This window comes from Paenarthrobacter nitroguajacolicus, assembly GCF_007786235.1.
Lineage (GTDB): Bacteria > Actinomycetota > Actinomycetes > Actinomycetales > Micrococcaceae > Arthrobacter > Arthrobacter nitroguajacolicus_A.
The window spans coordinates 1-16,815 of the sequence record NZ_VNFK01000007.1 but is presented as its reverse complement, the minus strand read 5'-3'; the positions used below and the strand labels follow the sequence as shown (position 1 = coordinate 16,815).

Here is a 16,815-nt window from a genome sequence, read left to right as displayed (position 1 = left end):
TTGCTGCAATGCCTCAAGATTGGCTCAAGACCATGCGAGCCTCTTCGCCTGTGACCTGCGGTGATAATGAATCATGTGGATCGGCTGGATTGAATTCGACGTCCTTTTGGGCGATGTCCATAGCCTCAAGGAGAAGCGCTCGCTGGTGCGACCCCTCGTGGCGGAACTCAAGCGGCGATTCGACGTCTCAGCAGCCGAGACCGGAATGCTGGATCAGCACCGGCGCGCCTTGGTGGGGGCGGCTGTGGTGGCCGCGGATCACGCCCACCTTCAGCAAGTGCTCGACGCCGTTGAACGTTTTGTGGCTGCCAGGCCTGAGTTTGAGCTGCTCAGCGCACGGCAGCGGGAGCTCCACAGCGAGGACTAGTAGCCGATGACGGCCCATCGGGTGGAGTCCAAGTGTGCATCGATGGCTTGGTGGGCCGCTTCCAGGCTTCGGCTGCGCAGGGCGTCCACAATCAGTTGATGCTCGCGAAGCACATCACCGGCGCGATCCGATCCCCGGGAGACTGCTTTGACGCCGATTCTCAGCTGCTTCTGCCGGAGCGAGGCGTAGAAGTCGGCGAGGACCGGATTTCCGCCGGCCTGAACCATGAGCGTATGGAACTCGGTATCCAGCTCAATGAAGCGCGCGGGATCATCCTTGGCTTCCCGTTGCTGGTCGATGACGCTCTGGAAAGCGTCGATCTGTGCGTCGGTCATGGTGTCCAGGGCTGACACGGCCCACTTTTCCACCACGGCCCTGGCCTGCAGGATTGCCCGCACATCGGGGTCTGAAATTGGGGGCACGAACGCGCCCTTGTGGGGGATCCGCTTGACGAAGCCTTCCGCTTCGAGGCGCAGCAGGGCCTCCCGTACCGGTGTACGGGATGTGCCCGTGGTCTTGGCGAGGACGGCCTCGTTAAGGAACGTTTCCTCCTCCCGCGGAAGGGCAGCGATGTAGCTTTTCATCCACTGATAAGCCACTTCGGGCTGGGATTGCGCAGTGGGAGTCATTTGGATCATGGAGAGCCTTTCTCGCGAAGCCCAGTATACGAGTTGCCTCCAGGAGGGTCCCGGACGTCTGGAAGAATCTTTAATCCCAACTATAGACAGGTTGTATACAACTCGTCTACAGTAGTTTTCAGTGGCGGCTCAAGTGATTCCGCTCACGCATTGGAACCCCTCAATTTCTTGGGACATCGGCCCGCCTCGCAAGAAGCCCGGCCGCTCCCAATCGCAAAAGGATCCCCACAATGACCGATTTGAAGAAAGCCGAGCCAAGGCAGCAAAAGCACTCCAGCTTGCCCGTGGTTGCTGCTTCGAGCCTCGCCGGTACGGCAGTGGAATGGTACGACTTCTTTCTCTATGGCACAGCCGCTGCACTGGTATTCAATAAGCTCTTCTTCCCCACGGATGATCCCCTCGTCGGCACCATGCTGGCGCTGGGCACATTCGCCGCCGGCTTCCTCGCCCGGCCCCTCGGCGCGATTGTCCTGGGGCACCTTGGCGACAAACACGGCCGACGCGCCACGTTGGTAGCAAGCCTCATGCTCATGGGGGTCGCGACGACCCTCATCGCCTTCATCCCGCCATACGCGGCCATTGGTATTGCAGCACCGTTGCTGCTGCTGTTGCTGCGGCTGATCCAAGGGTTCGCACTCGGAGGGGAATGGGGCGGCGCTGTCCTTCTCGTGTCGGAGCACAGCAATGACAGTTCCCGCCGCGCGTTCTGGTCCTCCTGGCCGAACGTGGGCCCGCCCCTGGGCAATCTCATGGCAGCCGGCGTGCTCGCTATCCTCGCCGGCACCATGCCGGAGAGCGAATTCCTTGCATGGGGCTGGCGCATAGCATTCGGATTGTCCGCATTGCTGGTCATCATTGGCCTGGTCCTCCGCCTCTACGTGCAGGAAACACCGCTGTTCAAAGAAGCGCAGCGAAAGCGCGAGACCATGGCAGTGTCCGAGCGCAAGATGCCCTTGGCCATCCTTTTCCGCCGCAACTGGCGCGAAATCCTCATCGCCACAGGAAGCCGCATGGGTGAGAACGCAGGCTTCTACATCTACTCGCTGTTCATCATCACGTACGTCACCCAAATCATGGGATTGCAAAGGCAAGCCGGGCTCACCGCCGTCATGATCGGTCAGGCAGCGGCCGTCGTCGCTATTCCTGTCCTGGCCATCTACGCGGACCGCGTAGGCCGGAAGCCCATCATGATCGGGGCTTCGATCGCCACCGTAGTCTGGGCATTCGCCTTCTTCGCCCTCCTCAACACCGGACAGATGTGGGGCATCATCGCCGCGGCGGTAGGTGGCCTGTTGATCTTCGCCGCGTACAGCTCGGTGATCGGCGCCTTCTTCTCCGAACTCTTCCCCACCGATGTCCGGTACAGCGGCACCTCCGTGGCCTACAACCTGGCTTCGCTGATCGCCGGCTCGCTGTCTCCCATCATTGCGTTGGCCCTCTACAGCGCCTTCGGTACGGGCTACGCGATCGGCATCTACCTGGCAGGGATGGGCTTGATCTCCATGGTCTCGGTGATGTTTGCCAAGGAAACCAAGGGCCTGAAGCTCAGTGATCTGGACGAGCCGAGCAGCAAAGAGAAGGAACAAGCATGAAAATCGCATTGGTCCAGGTAGCCAGTCCGGACACCGAAAGCCGCGGGGACCGGATCGACCGGGTCGAGAAGATTCTTCGCAACATCAGCGGCGCCGAGCTGATCGTCCTCCCGGAACTGTGGAGTGCAGGCTACTTCCACTTCGATGACTACGCGACCCTGGCAGAGACACTCTCCGGCCCCACCGTTTCAATGTGCTCACGGGTTGCGAAAGAACTGGGCGTCCATCTCCATCTCGGCAGCATCATTGAAGCCGGCGCAGACGGGCAACTCAGCAACACATCAATCCTGCTGGGCCCGGACGGCAGCGTGGTCCACACGTACAGGAAGATCCACGTCTTCGGTTACAAATCGAAGGAAGCCAGTCTCCTGACAGCCGGGGCCGCCCTGCCCGTGGTCCCGCTCCCCTTCGGGGCCACGGCAGGAATCACGTGCTACGACCTGCGTTTCCCGGGGTTGTGGATGGAGCTGAGCACCCGCGGCGCAGAAATCGTGATCGTTCCGGCAGCCTGGCCCGCAGCCCGGCGCGAACATTGGCGTCTCCTCACCACCGCCCGCGCCCTGGAGCACCAGATCTTCGTGGTTGCCTGCAACGCTGCCGGTATCCAGGAGGGCGTGGAGCTCGGCGGCCACAGCAGGGTGGTGGATCCCGCCGGCAACGTGCTGGCCGAGGCCGGCGCCGGGGAGTCCGTGCTCATGGTGGACATCGATCCGCAGCAGGTGGGCATTGTCCGCAACGAGTTCCCGGTGCTCAATGACCGCTTGGCCAGCTACGAAACTCTGACCGTCTAGAGGAAGTCCAATGCAAACACAGCAAACAACACGGCAAGTCCCACTCACTTTCAGGGTGGTGGGCACGGACAAGACAATCGTCATTTCGGATTTCCACGCAGTGGTGGCCGGCTACACAGGCCGGGATCCGAAAGCGGTGCAACACCATATTGACGAGCTGGCTGCCATCGGCGTAGCCCCGCCCCCGGAGGTGCCCATGTTTTACCGCATGGACTCGGACCTCTTCGAGACCTCGGGCGAGCACGACGCTTCGGAAAACCTGACCTCCGGTGAGATTGAGCCCCTGTACATCCGCCACAACGGCCAGTACTACCTCGGCATCGGATCCGACCACACAGACCGTGACATTGAAGCCCGGGATATCGGCGATTCCAAGCGCGCGTGCCCCAAGCCGGTGGCCGCTGAGGTGATCGCCGTAGAGAACCTGGAAAATCTCGACCTCGACGACTGCACAGCGCGCTCGTGGGTTGACGGAGTCCTGTACCAGGAAGGTTCGCTGAGCGGCCTGCGCAAGCCGGCCGACGTCGTCGAGCGTCTCCTGGCCCGGACCGGCATCGGCGACGCCGACTTCATGTGCCTCGGCGGCACCCTGCCGCTTCTGGACGGAAAGTTCATAGACGGAACTTCCTGGAAGTTGGAGCTCTCGTTCCCAAATGGGACCACCATTGAACATAACTACAAAATCAAGAAAGGCTCACTCTGATGAGGACCGGAAAAGAGTACCTGAAGTCCCTGAATGACGGCAGGACGGTTATCCTCGACGGCGAGGTTGTCGGCAACGTCCTGGAACACCCGGCCTTCGCGAAGGTTGCCCGGACCATGTCCGAGCTGTTCGACATCGCGGCTGATCCCGCCAATGGAATGCAGTTCCATTCGGAGGAAATCGGCGGGCCGGCAAACCGCACGTTCGCGGCTCCCCGGAACCAGGAAGAGCTGGTGCTGCGCCGGCAGGCCATCGAAAAGTGGGCCAAGCACACGCACGGCTGGGTGGGCCGCAGCCCTGACCACGTCGGCACGTTCTTTGCCGCGTTCGGTTCCCATCCGGAGGTCTTCCAGAACGACGAGCGCGACTTCGCTGGCAACGTGGAGCGGTACTACAAGAAGATCCTGTCCGAGAACCTGTACCTCTCCTACGCGATCATCCCGCCGCAGGTCTCCCGCGCCACCACAGCGTCAGGATGGGAAGGCGAATACCTGCAGGTCGGCGTCGTGCGCGAAACCGAAGAGGGCATCATTGTCCGGGGTTCGCAAATGCTCGCCACGGGCGCTGCGATCGCCGACGAAGTTTTCGTCACCTGCATCAAACCGCTGGGGCCGGACGACGTCGACTTCGCCGTCAGCTTCGCCATCCCGGTGGCCACCGATGGCCTGAAGCTGTACTGCCGCCGCCCGTTCGCGCCTGCCGCCACCAGCGACTTCGACTACCCGCTCACCAGCCACTACGACGAGCCGGACGCCTTGGTGGTCTTCGACGACGTCCTTATCCCCTGGGACCGGGTATTCATCAACCGGAACATCGACACGCTGCGCCGCCAGTTCTTCGAGACCGGCGCCCATGCCCTAGGCAACTGGCAGGCCCAGATCCGGTTCTCCACCAAGCTCAAGTTCATCGCCTCCGTCGCCCGCAAGGTCACCCAGGTGAATGGAACGGACAAGATCCCCGGCGTGCAGGAGAAGCTCGGAGAACTCGCCGCAATCGTCCAGTCCGTCGAATCGGCGGTGCTCGCCGCCGAGTACACCGCAACAACGGACGACGCCGGCATGCGGGTTCCCGGGAAGAGCGCACTGTACGGGGCCATGGGCCTGCAGTCCGAGACGTACCCGCGAGTGATTTCCATCCTCCGCGACCTCGTGGGCGGCGGCGTGCTGCAGCTGCCCTCCAGCGTCGCCGACATGACCAGCAGCGTGACGCGGCCGGATATGGAACGCTATGTCCAGTCCCCCGGCGTCACCAGCGAGGAACGCGTCAAGCTGTTCAAGCTCGCCTGGGACATCATCGGTTCGGAGTTCGCGGGCCGCCACCAGCAGTACGAAATGTTCTACGCCGGCGCCCCGTTTGTAGTCCGGGGTGCGTACACCTACCGGAACTACGGCTACGACGCACTGGTCGCCGAGCTGGACACCTTCCTTGGTTCCTACAGCGTTGCCGGCACCACCGAGTCGGAGGAGATCTGATCATGGCCAAGCCCGAATTCGAGTTCACGCCCACGGACTCGGTGGACTTTGCACCCTGCAACCCGCACGTTGAGGGTTTGTCCGAGGCCATCCTGGCTCGGGACTCGGACAACGACTCAGTCACCCGAATCCTGAAGTTCGAACCTGGCACGGACACCTCCCCCAACGGCGTCCTCACCCACGATTTCTGGGAAGAAGTGTTCATTTTCGAAGGCTCGTTCGTTGACCAGCGCCTGGGCAGGACCTTCAAAGCCGGCGACTGGGCTACCCGCCCGCCCGGCATGGAACACGGCCCGTGGGTTTCCGAGAACGGTGCCAAGATGTTCGAAGTCCGCTACTACACGGATCCAACACCAGCTGAGCGGAGCAACTGACATGAGCCTCGCACCGCTTTTCACTGTTCCCGATGCCATGGGGATGCGCCGGGCCATGGGCCGGTTCCTGACGGGCGTTGCCGTGGTCACCACCCAACACGAGGACGAGCAATACGGGATGACCATCAGCTCGTTGACATCCATCAGCCTGGAGCCGCCCATCCTGATGATCTCGCTGAACTTCGGTACCCGCACCGGTGAGGCCCTGATGGAGAGCGGCAAGTTCGCGGTGTCCATCCTGGGGTCCAAGCAGGAGTCGATCGCGCGGCGGTTCGCGGTGCGCGGCGGTGACCGCTTCGGCGACGGGGACTTTGACGTCACCGAAAGCGGCCTGCCCGTGATCAAGGGCGCCCTCGCCCAGGCGGATTGCACCGTTGTGCAGAAGTACGACGTCGGCGATCACCAGGTCTTCTTCGGCCAGGTCACCACGTGCCGGGACCGGGACGGCGAGGTGCTCGCGTTCAAGGCCGGACGGTTCGGATCCTTCTCCGACTTCGGCCACGCGGAGATTCCGTGGATGTTCTGAGGAGTTAAACAGGTGGTGCCCGGCTCGTTCGAGCCGGGCACCACCTCTACCCTCCGGCTAGGCGATGGTCAGCTCACCCATGCGGTCCCAGCCACTGCCCTCGATCTGGCGGCTGATGATGTGCGGCGTTTCGGCGAGTGCCTGCGGCATGTCCGACATGGCCTTCTTGAAGTGTTCGCTGTTCACGTGCGCCTCGGCGGCATCGTCCTGGAAGGCTTCCACGAGGACGAATTCGTTCGGGTTCTCCACGCTGCGGGACCAATCGAACCACAGGTTCCCGGGTTCCGCGCGGGTGGCCTCGGTGAAGTCACCGACGAGATCCAGCCAGCGATCGGACCAGTCCGGCTTGACGTTGAACTTGACCACGATGAAGATCACGGTTGCTGCCTTTCGTTGCGTTGCGGTTTACCGTCCATACTGTCAGAATTCCTGTACTTCCCTCCGCCGTGGAGATCCCAATGACGCTTTCACGCATTGCTGCCACCCTCAGCTCCACAGGCCAGAGGATGTTGGACCCGGCGCACGATAAGGACCAGGTGGTGGAGGCATGTACGCGGACCTTGCGCCCCCACACGTTGCGCCTAAACGGCAGGGCATCCCGGCTTGCGGCGCGGCTCGACCATCAGCAGATTGGTTCGCTTTCGATCAACCGGCTGCTCTACGGCGCTGCAGTCACGGTGTCGCCGGCGGAGCCGGACGAGAACAGCTTCCTGGTGAGCATGCCCGTCCGCGGCCGTGCACTTTTTCGCTACGGCTCGGAGACCGCCGTCGCAACGCCTGACAACGCAGTGGTTGTCGGCCCGTATGACCTCTTTCAATTCGACCTCGACGCCGACTACGACCAAGTGGTTTTGAGGCTGGATCGTCATCGCGTCGAGACCGTGGCCGGCCAGGCAATGACCACTGGCCCAGGCCGAAGAGTCGAGCTCCCCTTGTCCCTGGGGCTGCCGCCGGCCCTGCTTTGCAGCTTGATCGAAAGCAGCATGAGCATATCGACGGTGAAAGACTCCAGCTGGCAGCATCGGGTGAGCCTTCACCTTGAAGAGCTCATCATCGAGTCCCTCCTCATCCCCAGCGGAGACCTTCCCACCCCCTTCCAGCCACGGAGCCCGGGCGGGATTGCGTCTTTGCGTGTCCGCCGGGCAACCGAGTACATGCTGGAGAGTATTGGCGAACCAGTAAGCCTCAGCAGCGTCGCACGTTACTGCGGCATCAGCATCCGCAGCCTGCAGGCAAGCTTTCGCCGCGAGCTGGACACGACGCCCGGCCAATGGCTGAAAATGAAACGGCTCGAAACCGCCCACCGGATTCTGCGGGAATCAGATCCGGACGGGACCAGCGTCACCGAGGTCGCGTTGCAGTGCGGCTTCTTCCATTTGGGTGAGTTCTCCACGCAGTTCAAGTCCCGCTACGGCACGACGCCCTCCGTTGTCCTGAAGGCTGCGCGAATCCGATAGGACCGCCGTCGTCTTTCCGATAGCGGCCCCATCCGCCGTTGAGCATACTTCGATGACAGACAATTGATCCCGGATTCGGAGAGAACCATGAAGTTTGTCCTTGTACACGGCGCTTGGCACTACGGCGAAATGTGGGACCCCGTTCGCACCCACCTTGAGGCGGCCGGGCACAAAGTTCATACCCCCACTGCGGGTGGACTGGGGCCGAACGACAGCAAATACGTCAACCTGAACGGTGCGGCCGAGCCGATCATCGATTACATCAGGGAGCACAACCTCAGCGACTTTGTGCTGGTGGGCCACAGCTGGGGCGGTTATCTGATCTCCAGGATTGCCATTGAAATGCCCGAACGGATCCGACGACTCGTCTACTTTGCAGCGTTCGTGCCTGAGCACGGCAAAGCGCTGGTGGACGAGGTACCGCCGCACCTCCGGGCCGCCCTGCAGGCAAGCGCCGACGAACGCGCTGACGGCTCGGTGGTCCTGCCGTTCTTCGTGTGGAGGGACGGATTCTTCAACGATGGAAGCGCCGAACAGGCCCAGGAAATCTACGATGTACTGCGCCCCCAGCCCTTCGGCGCATTCACCGACCCTGCAGACATGACAGGTTGGGAGCGCGTTCCCCAGGCGTTCAGCTACATCGCGCCTTTGGACGACAACGACATCACCCAGGGGGAATGGGGACGGCACCCCCGGCTATCAAACAGGTTGGGTGTCTTCCGGCTGGTCAGCATGGAAGGCAGCCACGAGGTCCTCCTGACAAACCCCGGGTACACCGCCCTCAAGTTCATTGAGGCCGGCAGGGACTGAGCCGGACTGTGCCCCCTCCCCCGCTGCCCTAACGCCCGACGGCGGCCCGCACCGTTAGGTGCGGACCGCCGTCGAACGCTGTTTTAGCGCGGTTGTACTACTTTGAGGTGCCTTGCGAGACGGAACCCTGCAGCTGGCGCTGGAAGATCACGTAAACGATGAGCACCGGGATGACCGTGACGGTCACAGCCGCGAACAGCGCACCGAAGTCCACGGCGTAGCCCATCTGGCCCGCGAAGGCCGCGAGGCCCTGGGACAGGACGCGCGGACCGGCGGCGTTGATGGACACCGGAATAAGGAACTGGTTCCACAACCCCAGGAAGTTGAAGATGGCAACCGAAGCGAGGCCCGGCTTGGCCATCGGCAGCATGACCTGGAAGAACGTCCGCCACTCCCCTGCTCCGTCAAGGGCTGCCGCTTCGGTGATTTCGTGAGGCAGCGATTTGAAGAAGGAGAACAGGAAGAACACCGTGAACGGAAGCGCGAAGCCTACATAGACCAGGATGAGTCCTGGCAAGGTGTTCAGCAGGCCCATGTTCTTCAGGACGAAGAACAACGGAACCATGGCCAGGAAGATCGGGAATGTCAGGCCCGCGAGCATCAGGTAGTAGATGGCCCTGCTGCCCGGGAAGGTGTAGCGGGCAAGAACGTAGGCACACATGGCACCAAGCACCATGACGATTACCAACGCCGACCCGACTACGATCACCGAGTTCAGGAAGTAGCTGCCGATGCCTGCCTCGGTCCACGCCTTGACGTAGTTATCGAAACGCCACACCGACGGCAAAGCGAAGGGCGAAGCAAAGATCTCGCTGGACGTCTTGAACGACGACATGAACGTCCACAGCAGCGGCAGGATCACGATGAGCGACCAAATGGTCAAGGCTGTGTGCGAGATCGCACCCACCACTTTGTCGCCGGGCGTGGACGCCGGTGTTCGCGGCTGGAAGTGCAAGGACTTCCGTTCCGGGGTCTCAACTCTGGTAGTCATCAGTTGCTCACATCCTTGTCGCCGCCAGTGAGCCGGTTAACCAAGAACACCAGGCCGGAGAAGATCAGGGTAGTAATGGCCAGCACTACGCCCATGGCGCTGGCCAGTCCGAACTGGCCCTTGCTGAAGGCCGTGAAGAACAGCTGCTGCGCCATCACGAGCGTCGAGTTGTCCGGGCCACCGCCCGAGTTCAGTGCCGCCATATAGACGAAGGCATCCAATGCCAGGATGCCCATGTAGATGTAGGCAGTCTGGATGTTGTCGCGGATCAACGGAATGGTGATGGACACGGCGGTACGGAAGCGACCGGCACCATCGATCCTCGCAGCTTCGAAAAGTTCGGCCGGAATGCCCTTGATGCCCGCCACGAACAGGACCATATAGAAGCCCACAAAGCCCCACACGATCACAAACATGGTGGCAATCATGGCCGTGTCCTTATTCCCCAACCAGGCGAAATCCTTGAACTGGTCAAAGCCCAGCCCAGTGAGAATTCCGTTAAGCAACCCGCCCGAGGGATCGTAGATCTGGCCCCACATGATGCCGATGGCGATAGCGGGAATCGTGTACGGGAAGAATGACACCACGCGGTAGAAACTGGAATTCCGCAGGCCCTTGATTTGGCCCTTGCTGCTTCCGCCCACCGTCACCAAGGTGGCAAGCACCAGGCTCAGGATGATGGTCACTACCGGCAGGACGATGACCAGGAGAATGTTGTTCGCCATGGCCTTCATGAAGATGTCGTCCGTGAAAATCCTGGCGTAGTTCTCCAAACCGATGAAATTCGGGTTGGGCGAGAAACCTGACCAGTCGGTCAGCGAATACTGGAACGCCTGGAGGAAGGGCCAAATCACGAACAAAAGGTAGATCGCCAGCGGCAGTCCGAGGAATACCGCGAAGAAACTGACCTTGTCCCACGTCAACGGTTTCCGCCGCCGCTTAACCAACTGCTGTGGAGCGGTGGCCGGAACGACGGCGGCCAGGCCGTCGTCGTTCCGGCTCTGCTGAGTCTTCACTGAGGTCACTTCACTTCGATCTTCTTGACCGAGCTGTCGTTACGGACCTTGTCGGTGATGTTCTGCAGTGCGGAGGTCAGGGTTGCGACGTCCGACTTACCGTCAAGGAAAGAGTTCCAGACAACCAGCTGGTCCTTATTGGTGCCATAGAGGTCAACGAAGTTCCAGGTGAAGATGTCCTCGCCTGCGTCACCCAGCAGCTTGGTCTGCGAGACAAGCGCTGTGGAACCAAAGCCATCGGCCGGAACGGTGTCCTTGACGATGGTGGGAGCCAGTTTGGTCTTGGCGAAGTTGGTGGCAGCTTCCTTGGAGAGCATGATGCGGAGCAATTCCTTGCCACCGGCAGCATTCTTGCCCTGCGACGGGACGATGAACGGCTCGCCGGCAGCGCTGTGGAGTGCGGTGTACGGCATCTTGGGGCTCGCGGTTGCGGTGGGCACAGGCGCACCCATCATGTTGAAGCCCGACTTGGTCTGGTCCTTCATTTCGTTTTCAATCCACGAACCGGACGGGTAGAACACTGCTTCCTGGGCGTTGCTCCACTGTGCCTGGGCTGCCGTGAACTGCGTGCCCGAGCCGCCCGGCTTGAAGAAGCCGGCCTTGACGATCTTGTCCAGTGCGGTGAAAACGGACTGGATGGCCGGGTGCGACCAGGAGTCGGCCGTGAGGTTTTCCAAGCCGAGGCGAACCTCGTCGCCGCCTTCCTTGATAGCGGAGGCGATCGCCATTTCCTGGTAATAAGTGGCAGCTTCCTTGCCCCACACGAACAGGTACTTGCCCTTGGCCTTGGCCTGCTCACCCAGCGCGTACATCTCATCCCAGGTCTTGGGAACGGTCCAGCCGTTCTCCTTGAGGAGGGAATCCGAGTACCACATGGCGAAGACAGTGAGCACGTAGTTCAGGGCGGCAAGCTTGCCATCGAAGGTTCCCGGAGCCAGTACGCCTGTGTACAGGGTGTCTTTGATGACCTTGCCCTCGAGGTTCTTGGCCTCTACCAAGGGGGTGAGGTCCTCGAGCTGGGCCAGGATGGTGCTGAAGCCAATGGCCTTGGCGCCGGAGTTGTCGATCAGGTCCGGCGGGTTGCCACCGACGAAGCGCGGCTGCAGTTCCTGGGCGATGTCAGTTGACGGCGAGATCTTGGCCGTGGAGCCCTCGTGGGTCTTCTCGAAGATCTTGCCAGCGAATTCGACGTAGTCGATGCCGTAGCCGCCCTTGAAGATCACGGCGTCGAGGGTGGCTTTTTCTGCCATACCGAACGGGTTGGTGTCGGAGACAGTACCCGTGGGGCCGGTGGTTGTACCGCCGCCTCCGGCAGCGCATGAGGCAATGGTTCCCCCCATGGGCACGAGCACGGCTGCTGCGAGTGCTCCGCGCAGGAATCCACGGCGACCAACGGACTGGTGCTGAACGTTCATTTCTAAACCCTCCAGTGACTCGTAGTGTCGACTGTTGCGGCGGGAAAGCCGTTCAGTCAGACAGTCTGGGTTGGCGCTCTGGCAGCACCAACCTTCTGTGACATAATTCACCACGGATGATCGAAAATCAATATTTCGTGGCAGTTTCGATCAACATTTGTCAAAGCGTGATCTTTCTACGGACCCTCCGCCAGGGCCTTCCCGCACTCCGTGATGGCCTCGCGTGCGAACTCCCTTTGACGCTCGGTTCCCAGTCTTTCCGCCCATTGTTCGGCCAATTGGAACTCAACCATGGCCTCGGTGAGCCGCCCTTTACCGCGCAGAAACGTGCCAAGGCTTGTGTGCAAAACAATCATCCAGCGCTTGGTTCGCTCATCATGGGCCGTGGAGGCGTACTCGAGCGCGCTTCGCATCCACACCTCGGAGTTCGCGGCATCTGCGATGGAAAGCATCTGCAGGGCGTCGACGGCCAGGAATTCCTCACCGAGGTGGTCCGCCATCTCAGCCGCTTGCTCCAACAGAGGAACAGCCATGGCGCCACGGCCGCCGGCGTTCAAAACCCGTCCGCGCTCCAGCAGAATGCGGACGCCCACGGTGGGCTCGTCGTCGTCGATGTCATCCAGCAGCGCATCAGCCTCTTCGAAGCGGCCCTGCAAACTGATGGCCCGCCCAAGTTGCGTTGCCAACTCAGCGCGCTCGTCGGCGTCGTAACTGCCCTCCGTCATTGCATTGCGGAAGGCGGCCTCAGAGGCTGCCGGATCGCGGAAATTCCATAGATGGTCCAGTGTCTTCTGATCCAGCATCAAACCGCTCCTGACCAGCCCGTAGCTGAGGTCTTTAGGTTGCAGTATCAATCTAGTCCCATGTCAGCGCCGTGGGGAGGGTGTTCGAGGGGTGTGTCAACTGCCCTTTGGGTGCGCCAGCCGGGCCCAGCCAAGTTGCTCTTGTTGCTTGCGGCTCAGGGTGGCCACCACAAGGTCGTACGAGTCCTCTACCATGTCCCGGATCATGTCATCAGGAAGGGCGCCGTCCAGCCGTACGCCGTTCCAGTGGGTCTTGTTCATGTGCCAGGCACCCGTGATTTCCGGATTGGCTGCCCTGAGCTGTTCCGCCAAGGCAGGCTCGCATTTGAGGCTCACCGACCAGTCGTCCGGGTCCATCGAGGAAAGGGCAAACATCTTGGCCTCGTGGCGGGCCCCACCAGCGACGGCGGCACGAACCTTGAACACGGACGTCTCAGGTCCGAACGGGAAGTCTTCGAAGGCGCCGGGGAAGCCAAGGCAGATCTCGCGGAGGCGGGAAACATCCATGGATTGAGCCTAGTACTTTGGTCCTAAGCCACGCCCAGGAAATCCTCCAGAAGCACCACTTCGAGCCCCGCGGCCAACTGGGCCGAACGGAACGCAGCAAGGTCCGCGGCAAACTCCGCGCGGAAATGCATCAGCACGATGTCGCCAGGACGCAGGGAGTTGCCCACCTGGTAGTCCATCTTTCCGGCATTTGCCTTGGCCTCCCATGTGACGATTGCTTTCATGCCCGCGTCTGCCACAGCCTTGCGCATCACATTGGAGTAGGCACCGCCCGGCGGACGAAACAGCGTGGGACGGCGGCCATAGTGATGGAAGGCGTACTCCTGCATTCCAACCATGTCGGTCAGCTGTTGCTGATAGCCCCACTGCCGCACCATGTTGATGTTGTGGGTGACCGTGTGGTTTTCCACCAAGCTGCCCTGGGCTTTGAAAGCGTTGAAGAAAGCCGGGTTATCGGCAATGGTGTCCTTGGTCAGGAACAGGGATGCCGGGTAGTCGTACTCAGCCAAGAGCTTGACCGATTCGGGCGTCTTGATGTTGCCGTCATCAATGGTCAGGAACACCACGGGATGCTGGGTCTCGATTTTGGTGATGACCGGAGCGAGGCCACCCACAATCGGCGGCAGCTGGTAGTCCGGAACGAACGATTTCCGGATGCGCTTGGTGGCGGTAGGGGTCGGCGTGGGAGTCGGAGCCGGGGAAACAGAGGCGGCCGGCACGGCCGGCGACTCCGCAGCGGCACCGGGCGTGAGCACCGGCGTCGAGCTTTCATACGCGCCTTCGGCCGCAGTGCAGGCCGTCAAACCGGCCACCACGGAAGCGCCTAATACGCTGAAAGCGGCCCTTCTGCTGGGTCTGAAATATGGCTCTGCAGATTGGTCGCCGAACATGGCTGTCCCCCAAGACTCAAGAAATGATTCAGCTGCAATCTAGCAGGAGAATCCACCCCGGGATTACAAGCCGTAGTTCCAGCCTTCGCGCGCCGGGCAGGAGTTCACCACGACGTCGAGTCCCGCATCCTTTGCGCGCTGCGTGGCTTCGTCATCGAAAACACCCAGCTGCAACCACACTGCTTTCGCGCCGATGGCAATCGCTTGGTCAATGACGGCCCCTACGCGTTGGGAGTTGACGAAGCATTCCACGACGTCGATGGGGTGCTTGGCTTCGGGAATGTCCGCCAGGGACTCGTACCCCTTCTCCCCATGCACGTCCTCGCCCTTCAGGTTAACGGGAATGATCTCCATGCCCATGGTGTCCCGGACGTAGAGCGAGACGTCATAGGCGGAGCGCCATTGGTTGGTGCTCAGACCCACGACGGCCCAGGTGCCCTTTGTTCGCATCAACCGCTCGACGACGGCCGGATCGTTGACATGCATCATGACCCAAGCCTACGCCCGCTGATGTGCCAGCAGCTTTGCCGAATAATCTGCGGCGATGGCAGCAGCGTCCACGGCGGGCTCCACCGGCTTCGGACACCGGCGTGATGTCCTCCAAGCGGCAGGTCCTGGCTTAACGGTCCCCGCGTTTGGTCCACTGCTTGAGCCTGTCCAGGAAAGATTGCAGTTCCTTGTCCGCTTTCTTGTCGGTCAGCGACGGGGACGCATGGCCAGGTCTCTTGTCACTGGTTCCAGGCTTGGCAGCGGCTGCAGGAGCACTCGGCGCAGGCTTCGGCTTGACCGCTGCCGGGCGTTCCGGCTTGGCCTCGGCCGGCTTGGTATCCACCGGTTTCGGGGCAGCACCATTCGATGAGGCGTTCGGCGCTGCCACGGGCGGCACGGGCACGGCTTGTTGCGCGGCGTTCGGGACTGCTGCGGCGGGCACTGGCTCAGGGACGATAACTGGATTCTGGGCGGGCACCGGCGCAGCATCGGCGGGCGCAGGGATCGCCGGAGCCTGAGTTGCAGGTGGAACCGCCGCAGGATCCACCACCGGGGCGGGCTCCGTGGTGATTCTGGGTGCGTCCGGAGCAGGCAGTACCGGCGTCGCGGCAGACCACTGCGGCACGAAGTTTCCCATGAGCCCAGCTAAGGACGGCGCCCGCGTAAAGCCGGAGCTGGCGGCAGCTACACCGCTGACGCCCAGACCCATTGCAGCAACAACGGCCACACTGACAACCGCGGTGCGATGCTTGTGCCGCCAACGGCGCTTGGTGAGTTCGTCGTGCGGGCCGGCCATCATCGCGGCCAGTTCCGCGCCGGGGGCAGGCGCGGCAAGATTGGCGAGGGAACCAATGGAGAGGAGCGCCAGCCTGACGTCTGAGGGGTCGGAGAGATCGGCGTCGAGCAGCAGCTCGTCCACGATCGCTTCGCGTTCGTTGTCCCTGTATGTCATGGCGACACATATTCCTTTACTGCCGAATGCTCACGGAGCGTTATGAGGGCCCGCCGTTGCAGTTGCTTCACTGCGCCAGCGGATTTCCCCATAATGTCGGCCACCTGTTCGACCGTGAGGCCAGCCACGATGCGGAGGGTCAGGACCTCCCGCTGGTCGTCGCCCAAATAGTCCAGCAACGCCATGACCTCGTACGGCGCCAACCTCACCAGGGCTTCGGCCTCGGCGGAACTCGATTCCCGCGTATCCCGTTCGGGCTCGAACTCGTGGTAGTCCGGTGATCGGCTTTGCTTCCGATGCTCGTCGACCATGCGTGCATGGGCTACCGAGAAAATGAAGGTACGCAGGCCGTTGATGCCGCCATTGAGATCATCCAGTCGCGGAAGGACGGCCAAGAAGACGTCCTGCGTCACCGCTTCCGGATCCGAGACACCTTTTGCTGTCAAGTATCCGAGCACCTGCCCTGCGTACGCCTGGTAGACGGCGCTGAACAATTCCGCGTTATTGCCTTTGAGTGCATGCAGCGCTTCATCGGTCAATGCGTCGGTCACAGGATTGGGACTTTCGATCGGCGGCAGGTCCGTGGCTTTGTAGCCAGGTCACCCGCCTTTGCTCGACGGACAACCCCACCAAGGGTAACTGCTCTGCCGGGCCATCCATAAGGAAGACCCGCTTGCCCCGCGGAAAAGTCCCCGGGACAAGGAAGAGCCGAGCTGGAACATGATGGGGGACAAATTCCAGCTCGGCCCTTTCAAAAACGTAATCGTCGCAGCACGCCAAAGGGTTACGGGGGGTACGAAGTTTTTTGAAAAGTTTTCTGGGGCCGCATTTTGCCTGTCCGTGGTCCTGCTGCATGTCCCGGCAGGGGTGGGGCTGTGGATCGGTAGCTGTGGCCGGTGGGTGTGGTGATTTCGAGGGTGTGGGTGCCCGGTGTGTCTGCTGGGATGGTTTTGCTTCTCCAGCCGGGGGTTTCTTTGGTGTGGTTGCAGGCTTCGCAGAGCCCGGCGCCGTTGCTCAGGGTG

General features: G+C 61.6%; 20 protein-coding genes and 1 pseudogene. 9 read left to right on the top strand and 12 right to left on the bottom strand.

The genetic code is table 11. The features are described from left to right. The first annotated feature begins 73 nt into the window (after positions 1-73). Positions 74-367, top strand: coding sequence for a DUF503 domain-containing protein (locus tag FQP90_RS10920; protein WP_144650095.1), 294 nt, complete (start codon positions 74-76; stop codon positions 365-367). On the opposite strand, the gene FQP90_RS10915 is transcribed toward FQP90_RS10920, so the two are convergent. Beyond that, a complete protein-coding gene (locus FQP90_RS10915; RefSeq protein ID WP_144650093.1) occupies positions 364-1,005 on the bottom strand; it encodes a GntR family transcriptional regulator in 642 nt (213 codons plus the stop codon). The genes FQP90_RS10920 and FQP90_RS10915 overlap by 4 nt on opposite strands. A 230-nt stretch (positions 1,006-1,235) precedes the next feature. On the opposite strand from FQP90_RS10915, the gene FQP90_RS10910 reads away from it, so the two are divergent. The 6 genes from FQP90_RS10910 to FQP90_RS10885 are packed head-to-tail and all read left to right on the top strand — an operon-like array spanning position 1,236 to position 6,463. After that, positions 1,236-2,597, top strand: a complete 1,362-nt coding sequence (locus FQP90_RS10910; protein ID WP_144650091.1) for an MFS transporter — start codon at positions 1,236-1,238, stop codon at positions 2,595-2,597. Next, positions 2,594-3,388: a carbon-nitrogen family hydrolase gene (locus tag FQP90_RS10905; protein WP_144650090.1), complete on the top strand. Its 795-nt coding sequence runs from the start codon at positions 2,594-2,596 to the stop codon at positions 3,386-3,388. The genes FQP90_RS10910 and FQP90_RS10905 overlap by 4 nt, the downstream gene beginning before the upstream one ends. A gap of 10 nt (positions 3,389-3,398) precedes the next feature. Further along, positions 3,399-4,091: a DUF2848 family protein gene (locus FQP90_RS10900; protein ID WP_144650088.1), complete on the top strand. Its 693-nt coding sequence runs from the start codon at positions 3,399-3,401 to the stop codon at positions 4,089-4,091. Next, the gene (locus FQP90_RS10895) at positions 4,091-5,563 is read left to right on the top strand and encodes a 4-hydroxyphenylacetate 3-hydroxylase family protein (protein ID WP_144650086.1); all 1,473 of its coding nucleotides are present in this window, start codon (positions 4,091-4,093) and stop codon (positions 5,561-5,563) included. Before FQP90_RS10900 ends, FQP90_RS10895 begins: the two co-directional genes overlap by 1 nt. Positions 5,564-5,565: 2 nt before the next feature. Next, positions 5,566-5,937 (top strand): cupin domain-containing protein, encoded by a 372-nt coding sequence (locus FQP90_RS10890; RefSeq protein WP_144650084.1) that lies wholly within the window; start codon positions 5,566-5,568, stop codon positions 5,935-5,937. A gap of 1 nt (position 5,938) precedes the next feature. Beyond that, positions 5,939-6,463, top strand: a complete 525-nt coding sequence (locus FQP90_RS10885; RefSeq protein ID WP_018780007.1) for a flavin reductase family protein — start codon at positions 5,939-5,941, stop codon at positions 6,461-6,463. Positions 6,464-6,520: 57 nt separating this feature from the next. Here FQP90_RS10885 and FQP90_RS10880 read toward each other — a convergent pair whose 3' ends face one another. Beyond that, complete coding sequence (locus FQP90_RS10880; RefSeq protein ID WP_018780008.1) at positions 6,521-6,841, bottom strand: putative quinol monooxygenase; 321 nt, start codon at positions 6,839-6,841, stop codon at positions 6,521-6,523. Between the two features lie 80 nt (positions 6,842-6,921). On the opposite strand from FQP90_RS10880, the gene FQP90_RS10875 reads away from it, so the two are divergent. After that, a complete protein-coding gene (locus FQP90_RS10875; RefSeq protein ID WP_144650082.1) occupies positions 6,922-7,920 on the top strand; it encodes an AraC family transcriptional regulator in 999 nt (332 codons plus the stop codon). 87 nt (positions 7,921-8,007) lie between these two features. Continuing rightward, positions 8,008-8,730 carry an alpha/beta fold hydrolase gene (locus FQP90_RS10870; protein WP_144650080.1) on the top strand — a complete coding sequence of 241 codons (723 nt, stop codon included), beginning with the start codon at positions 8,008-8,010 and terminating at the stop codon, positions 8,728-8,730. A gap of 97 nt (positions 8,731-8,827) precedes the next feature. Here FQP90_RS10870 and FQP90_RS10865 read toward each other — a convergent pair whose 3' ends face one another. From FQP90_RS10865 to FQP90_RS23640, 10 genes and pseudogenes are all read right to left on the bottom strand, one after another. After that, positions 8,828-9,721, bottom strand: a complete 894-nt coding sequence (locus FQP90_RS10865) for a carbohydrate ABC transporter permease (protein WP_144650078.1) — start codon at positions 9,719-9,721, stop codon at positions 8,828-8,830. Then, positions 9,721-10,737, bottom strand: a complete 1,017-nt coding sequence (locus FQP90_RS10860; protein WP_144650076.1) for a carbohydrate ABC transporter permease — start codon at positions 10,735-10,737, stop codon at positions 9,721-9,723. Before FQP90_RS10860 ends, FQP90_RS10865 begins: the two co-directional genes overlap by 1 nt. A gap of 5 nt (positions 10,738-10,742) precedes the next feature. Then, on the bottom strand, positions 10,743-12,152 hold the full coding sequence (gene ngcE / locus FQP90_RS10855; RefSeq protein ID WP_144650074.1) for an N-acetylglucosamine/diacetylchitobiose ABC transporter substrate-binding protein: 1,410 nt from the start codon (positions 12,150-12,152) through the stop codon (positions 10,743-10,745). A gap of 176 nt (positions 12,153-12,328) precedes the next feature. Then, entirely contained in the window at positions 12,329-12,955 is a 627-nt protein-coding gene (locus FQP90_RS10850) for a hypothetical protein (RefSeq protein ID WP_144650072.1), read from the bottom strand. Between the two features lie 96 nt (positions 12,956-13,051). Continuing rightward, positions 13,052-13,462, bottom strand: coding sequence for an MmcQ/YjbR family DNA-binding protein (locus FQP90_RS10845; RefSeq protein ID WP_144650070.1), 411 nt, complete (start codon positions 13,460-13,462; stop codon positions 13,052-13,054). Positions 13,463-13,485: 23 nt separating this feature from the next. Beyond that, a complete protein-coding gene (locus FQP90_RS10840) occupies positions 13,486-14,277 on the bottom strand; it encodes a polysaccharide deacetylase family protein (RefSeq protein ID WP_244296686.1) in 792 nt (263 codons plus the stop codon). 138 nt (positions 14,278-14,415) lie between these two features. Beyond that, positions 14,416-14,841, bottom strand: coding sequence for a CoA-binding protein (locus FQP90_RS10835; protein WP_144650066.1), 426 nt, complete (start codon positions 14,839-14,841; stop codon positions 14,416-14,418). 130 nt (positions 14,842-14,971) lie between these two features. Then, positions 14,972-15,793 (bottom strand): hypothetical protein, encoded by an 822-nt coding sequence (locus FQP90_RS10830; RefSeq protein WP_144650064.1) that lies wholly within the window; start codon positions 15,791-15,793, stop codon positions 14,972-14,974. Then, positions 15,790-16,344 (bottom strand): RNA polymerase sigma factor, encoded by a 555-nt coding sequence (locus FQP90_RS10825; protein ID WP_144650062.1) that lies wholly within the window; start codon positions 16,342-16,344, stop codon positions 15,790-15,792. The genes FQP90_RS10830 and FQP90_RS10825 overlap by 4 nt, the downstream gene beginning before the upstream one ends. Positions 16,345-16,577: 233 nt before the next feature. Continuing rightward, positions 16,578-16,815: pseudogene (locus tag FQP90_RS23640) on the bottom strand (hypothetical protein); the annotation flags it as partial.

Bases quoted from the DNA above. Each gene is read 5' to 3' on its own strand.
- FQP90_RS10920 (WP_144650095.1), top strand. From the start codon at position 74: ATGTGGATCGGCTGGATTGAATTCGACGTCCTTTTGGGCGATGTCCAT.
- FQP90_RS10915 (WP_144650093.1), bottom strand. From the start codon at position 1,005: ATGATCCAAATGACTCCCACTGCGCAATCCCAGCCCGAAGTGGCTTAT.
- FQP90_RS10910 (WP_144650091.1), top strand. From the start codon at position 1,236: ATGACCGATTTGAAGAAAGCCGAGCCAAGGCAGCAAAAGCACTCCAGC.
- FQP90_RS10905 (WP_144650090.1), top strand. From the start codon at position 2,594: ATGAAAATCGCATTGGTCCAGGTAGCCAGTCCGGACACCGAAAGCCGC.
- FQP90_RS10900 (WP_144650088.1), top strand. From the start codon at position 3,399: ATGCAAACACAGCAAACAACACGGCAAGTCCCACTCACTTTCAGGGTG.
- FQP90_RS10895 (WP_144650086.1), top strand. From the start codon at position 4,091: ATGAGGACCGGAAAAGAGTACCTGAAGTCCCTGAATGACGGCAGGACG.
- FQP90_RS10890 (WP_144650084.1), top strand. From the start codon at position 5,566: ATGGCCAAGCCCGAATTCGAGTTCACGCCCACGGACTCGGTGGACTTT.
- FQP90_RS10885 (WP_018780007.1), top strand. From the start codon at position 5,939: ATGAGCCTCGCACCGCTTTTCACTGTTCCCGATGCCATGGGGATGCGC.
- FQP90_RS10875 (WP_144650082.1), top strand. From the start codon at position 6,922: ATGACGCTTTCACGCATTGCTGCCACCCTCAGCTCCACAGGCCAGAGG.
- FQP90_RS10870 (WP_144650080.1), top strand. From the start codon at position 8,008: ATGAAGTTTGTCCTTGTACACGGCGCTTGGCACTACGGCGAAATGTGG.
- FQP90_RS10865 (WP_144650078.1), bottom strand. From the start codon at position 9,721: ATGACTACCAGAGTTGAGACCCCGGAACGGAAGTCCTTGCACTTCCAG.
- ngcE (WP_144650074.1), bottom strand. From the start codon at position 12,152: ATGAACGTTCAGCACCAGTCCGTTGGTCGCCGTGGATTCCTGCGCGGA.
- FQP90_RS10850 (WP_144650072.1), bottom strand. From the start codon at position 12,955: ATGCTGGATCAGAAGACACTGGACCATCTATGGAATTTCCGCGATCCG.
- FQP90_RS10845 (WP_144650070.1), bottom strand. From the start codon at position 13,462: ATGGATGTTTCCCGCCTCCGCGAGATCTGCCTTGGCTTCCCCGGCGCC.
- FQP90_RS10835 (WP_144650066.1), bottom strand. From the start codon at position 14,841: ATGATGCATGTCAACGATCCGGCCGTCGTCGAGCGGTTGATGCGAACA.
- FQP90_RS10830 (WP_144650064.1), bottom strand. From the start codon at position 15,793: ATGACATACAGGGACAACGAACGCGAAGCGATCGTGGACGAGCTGCTG.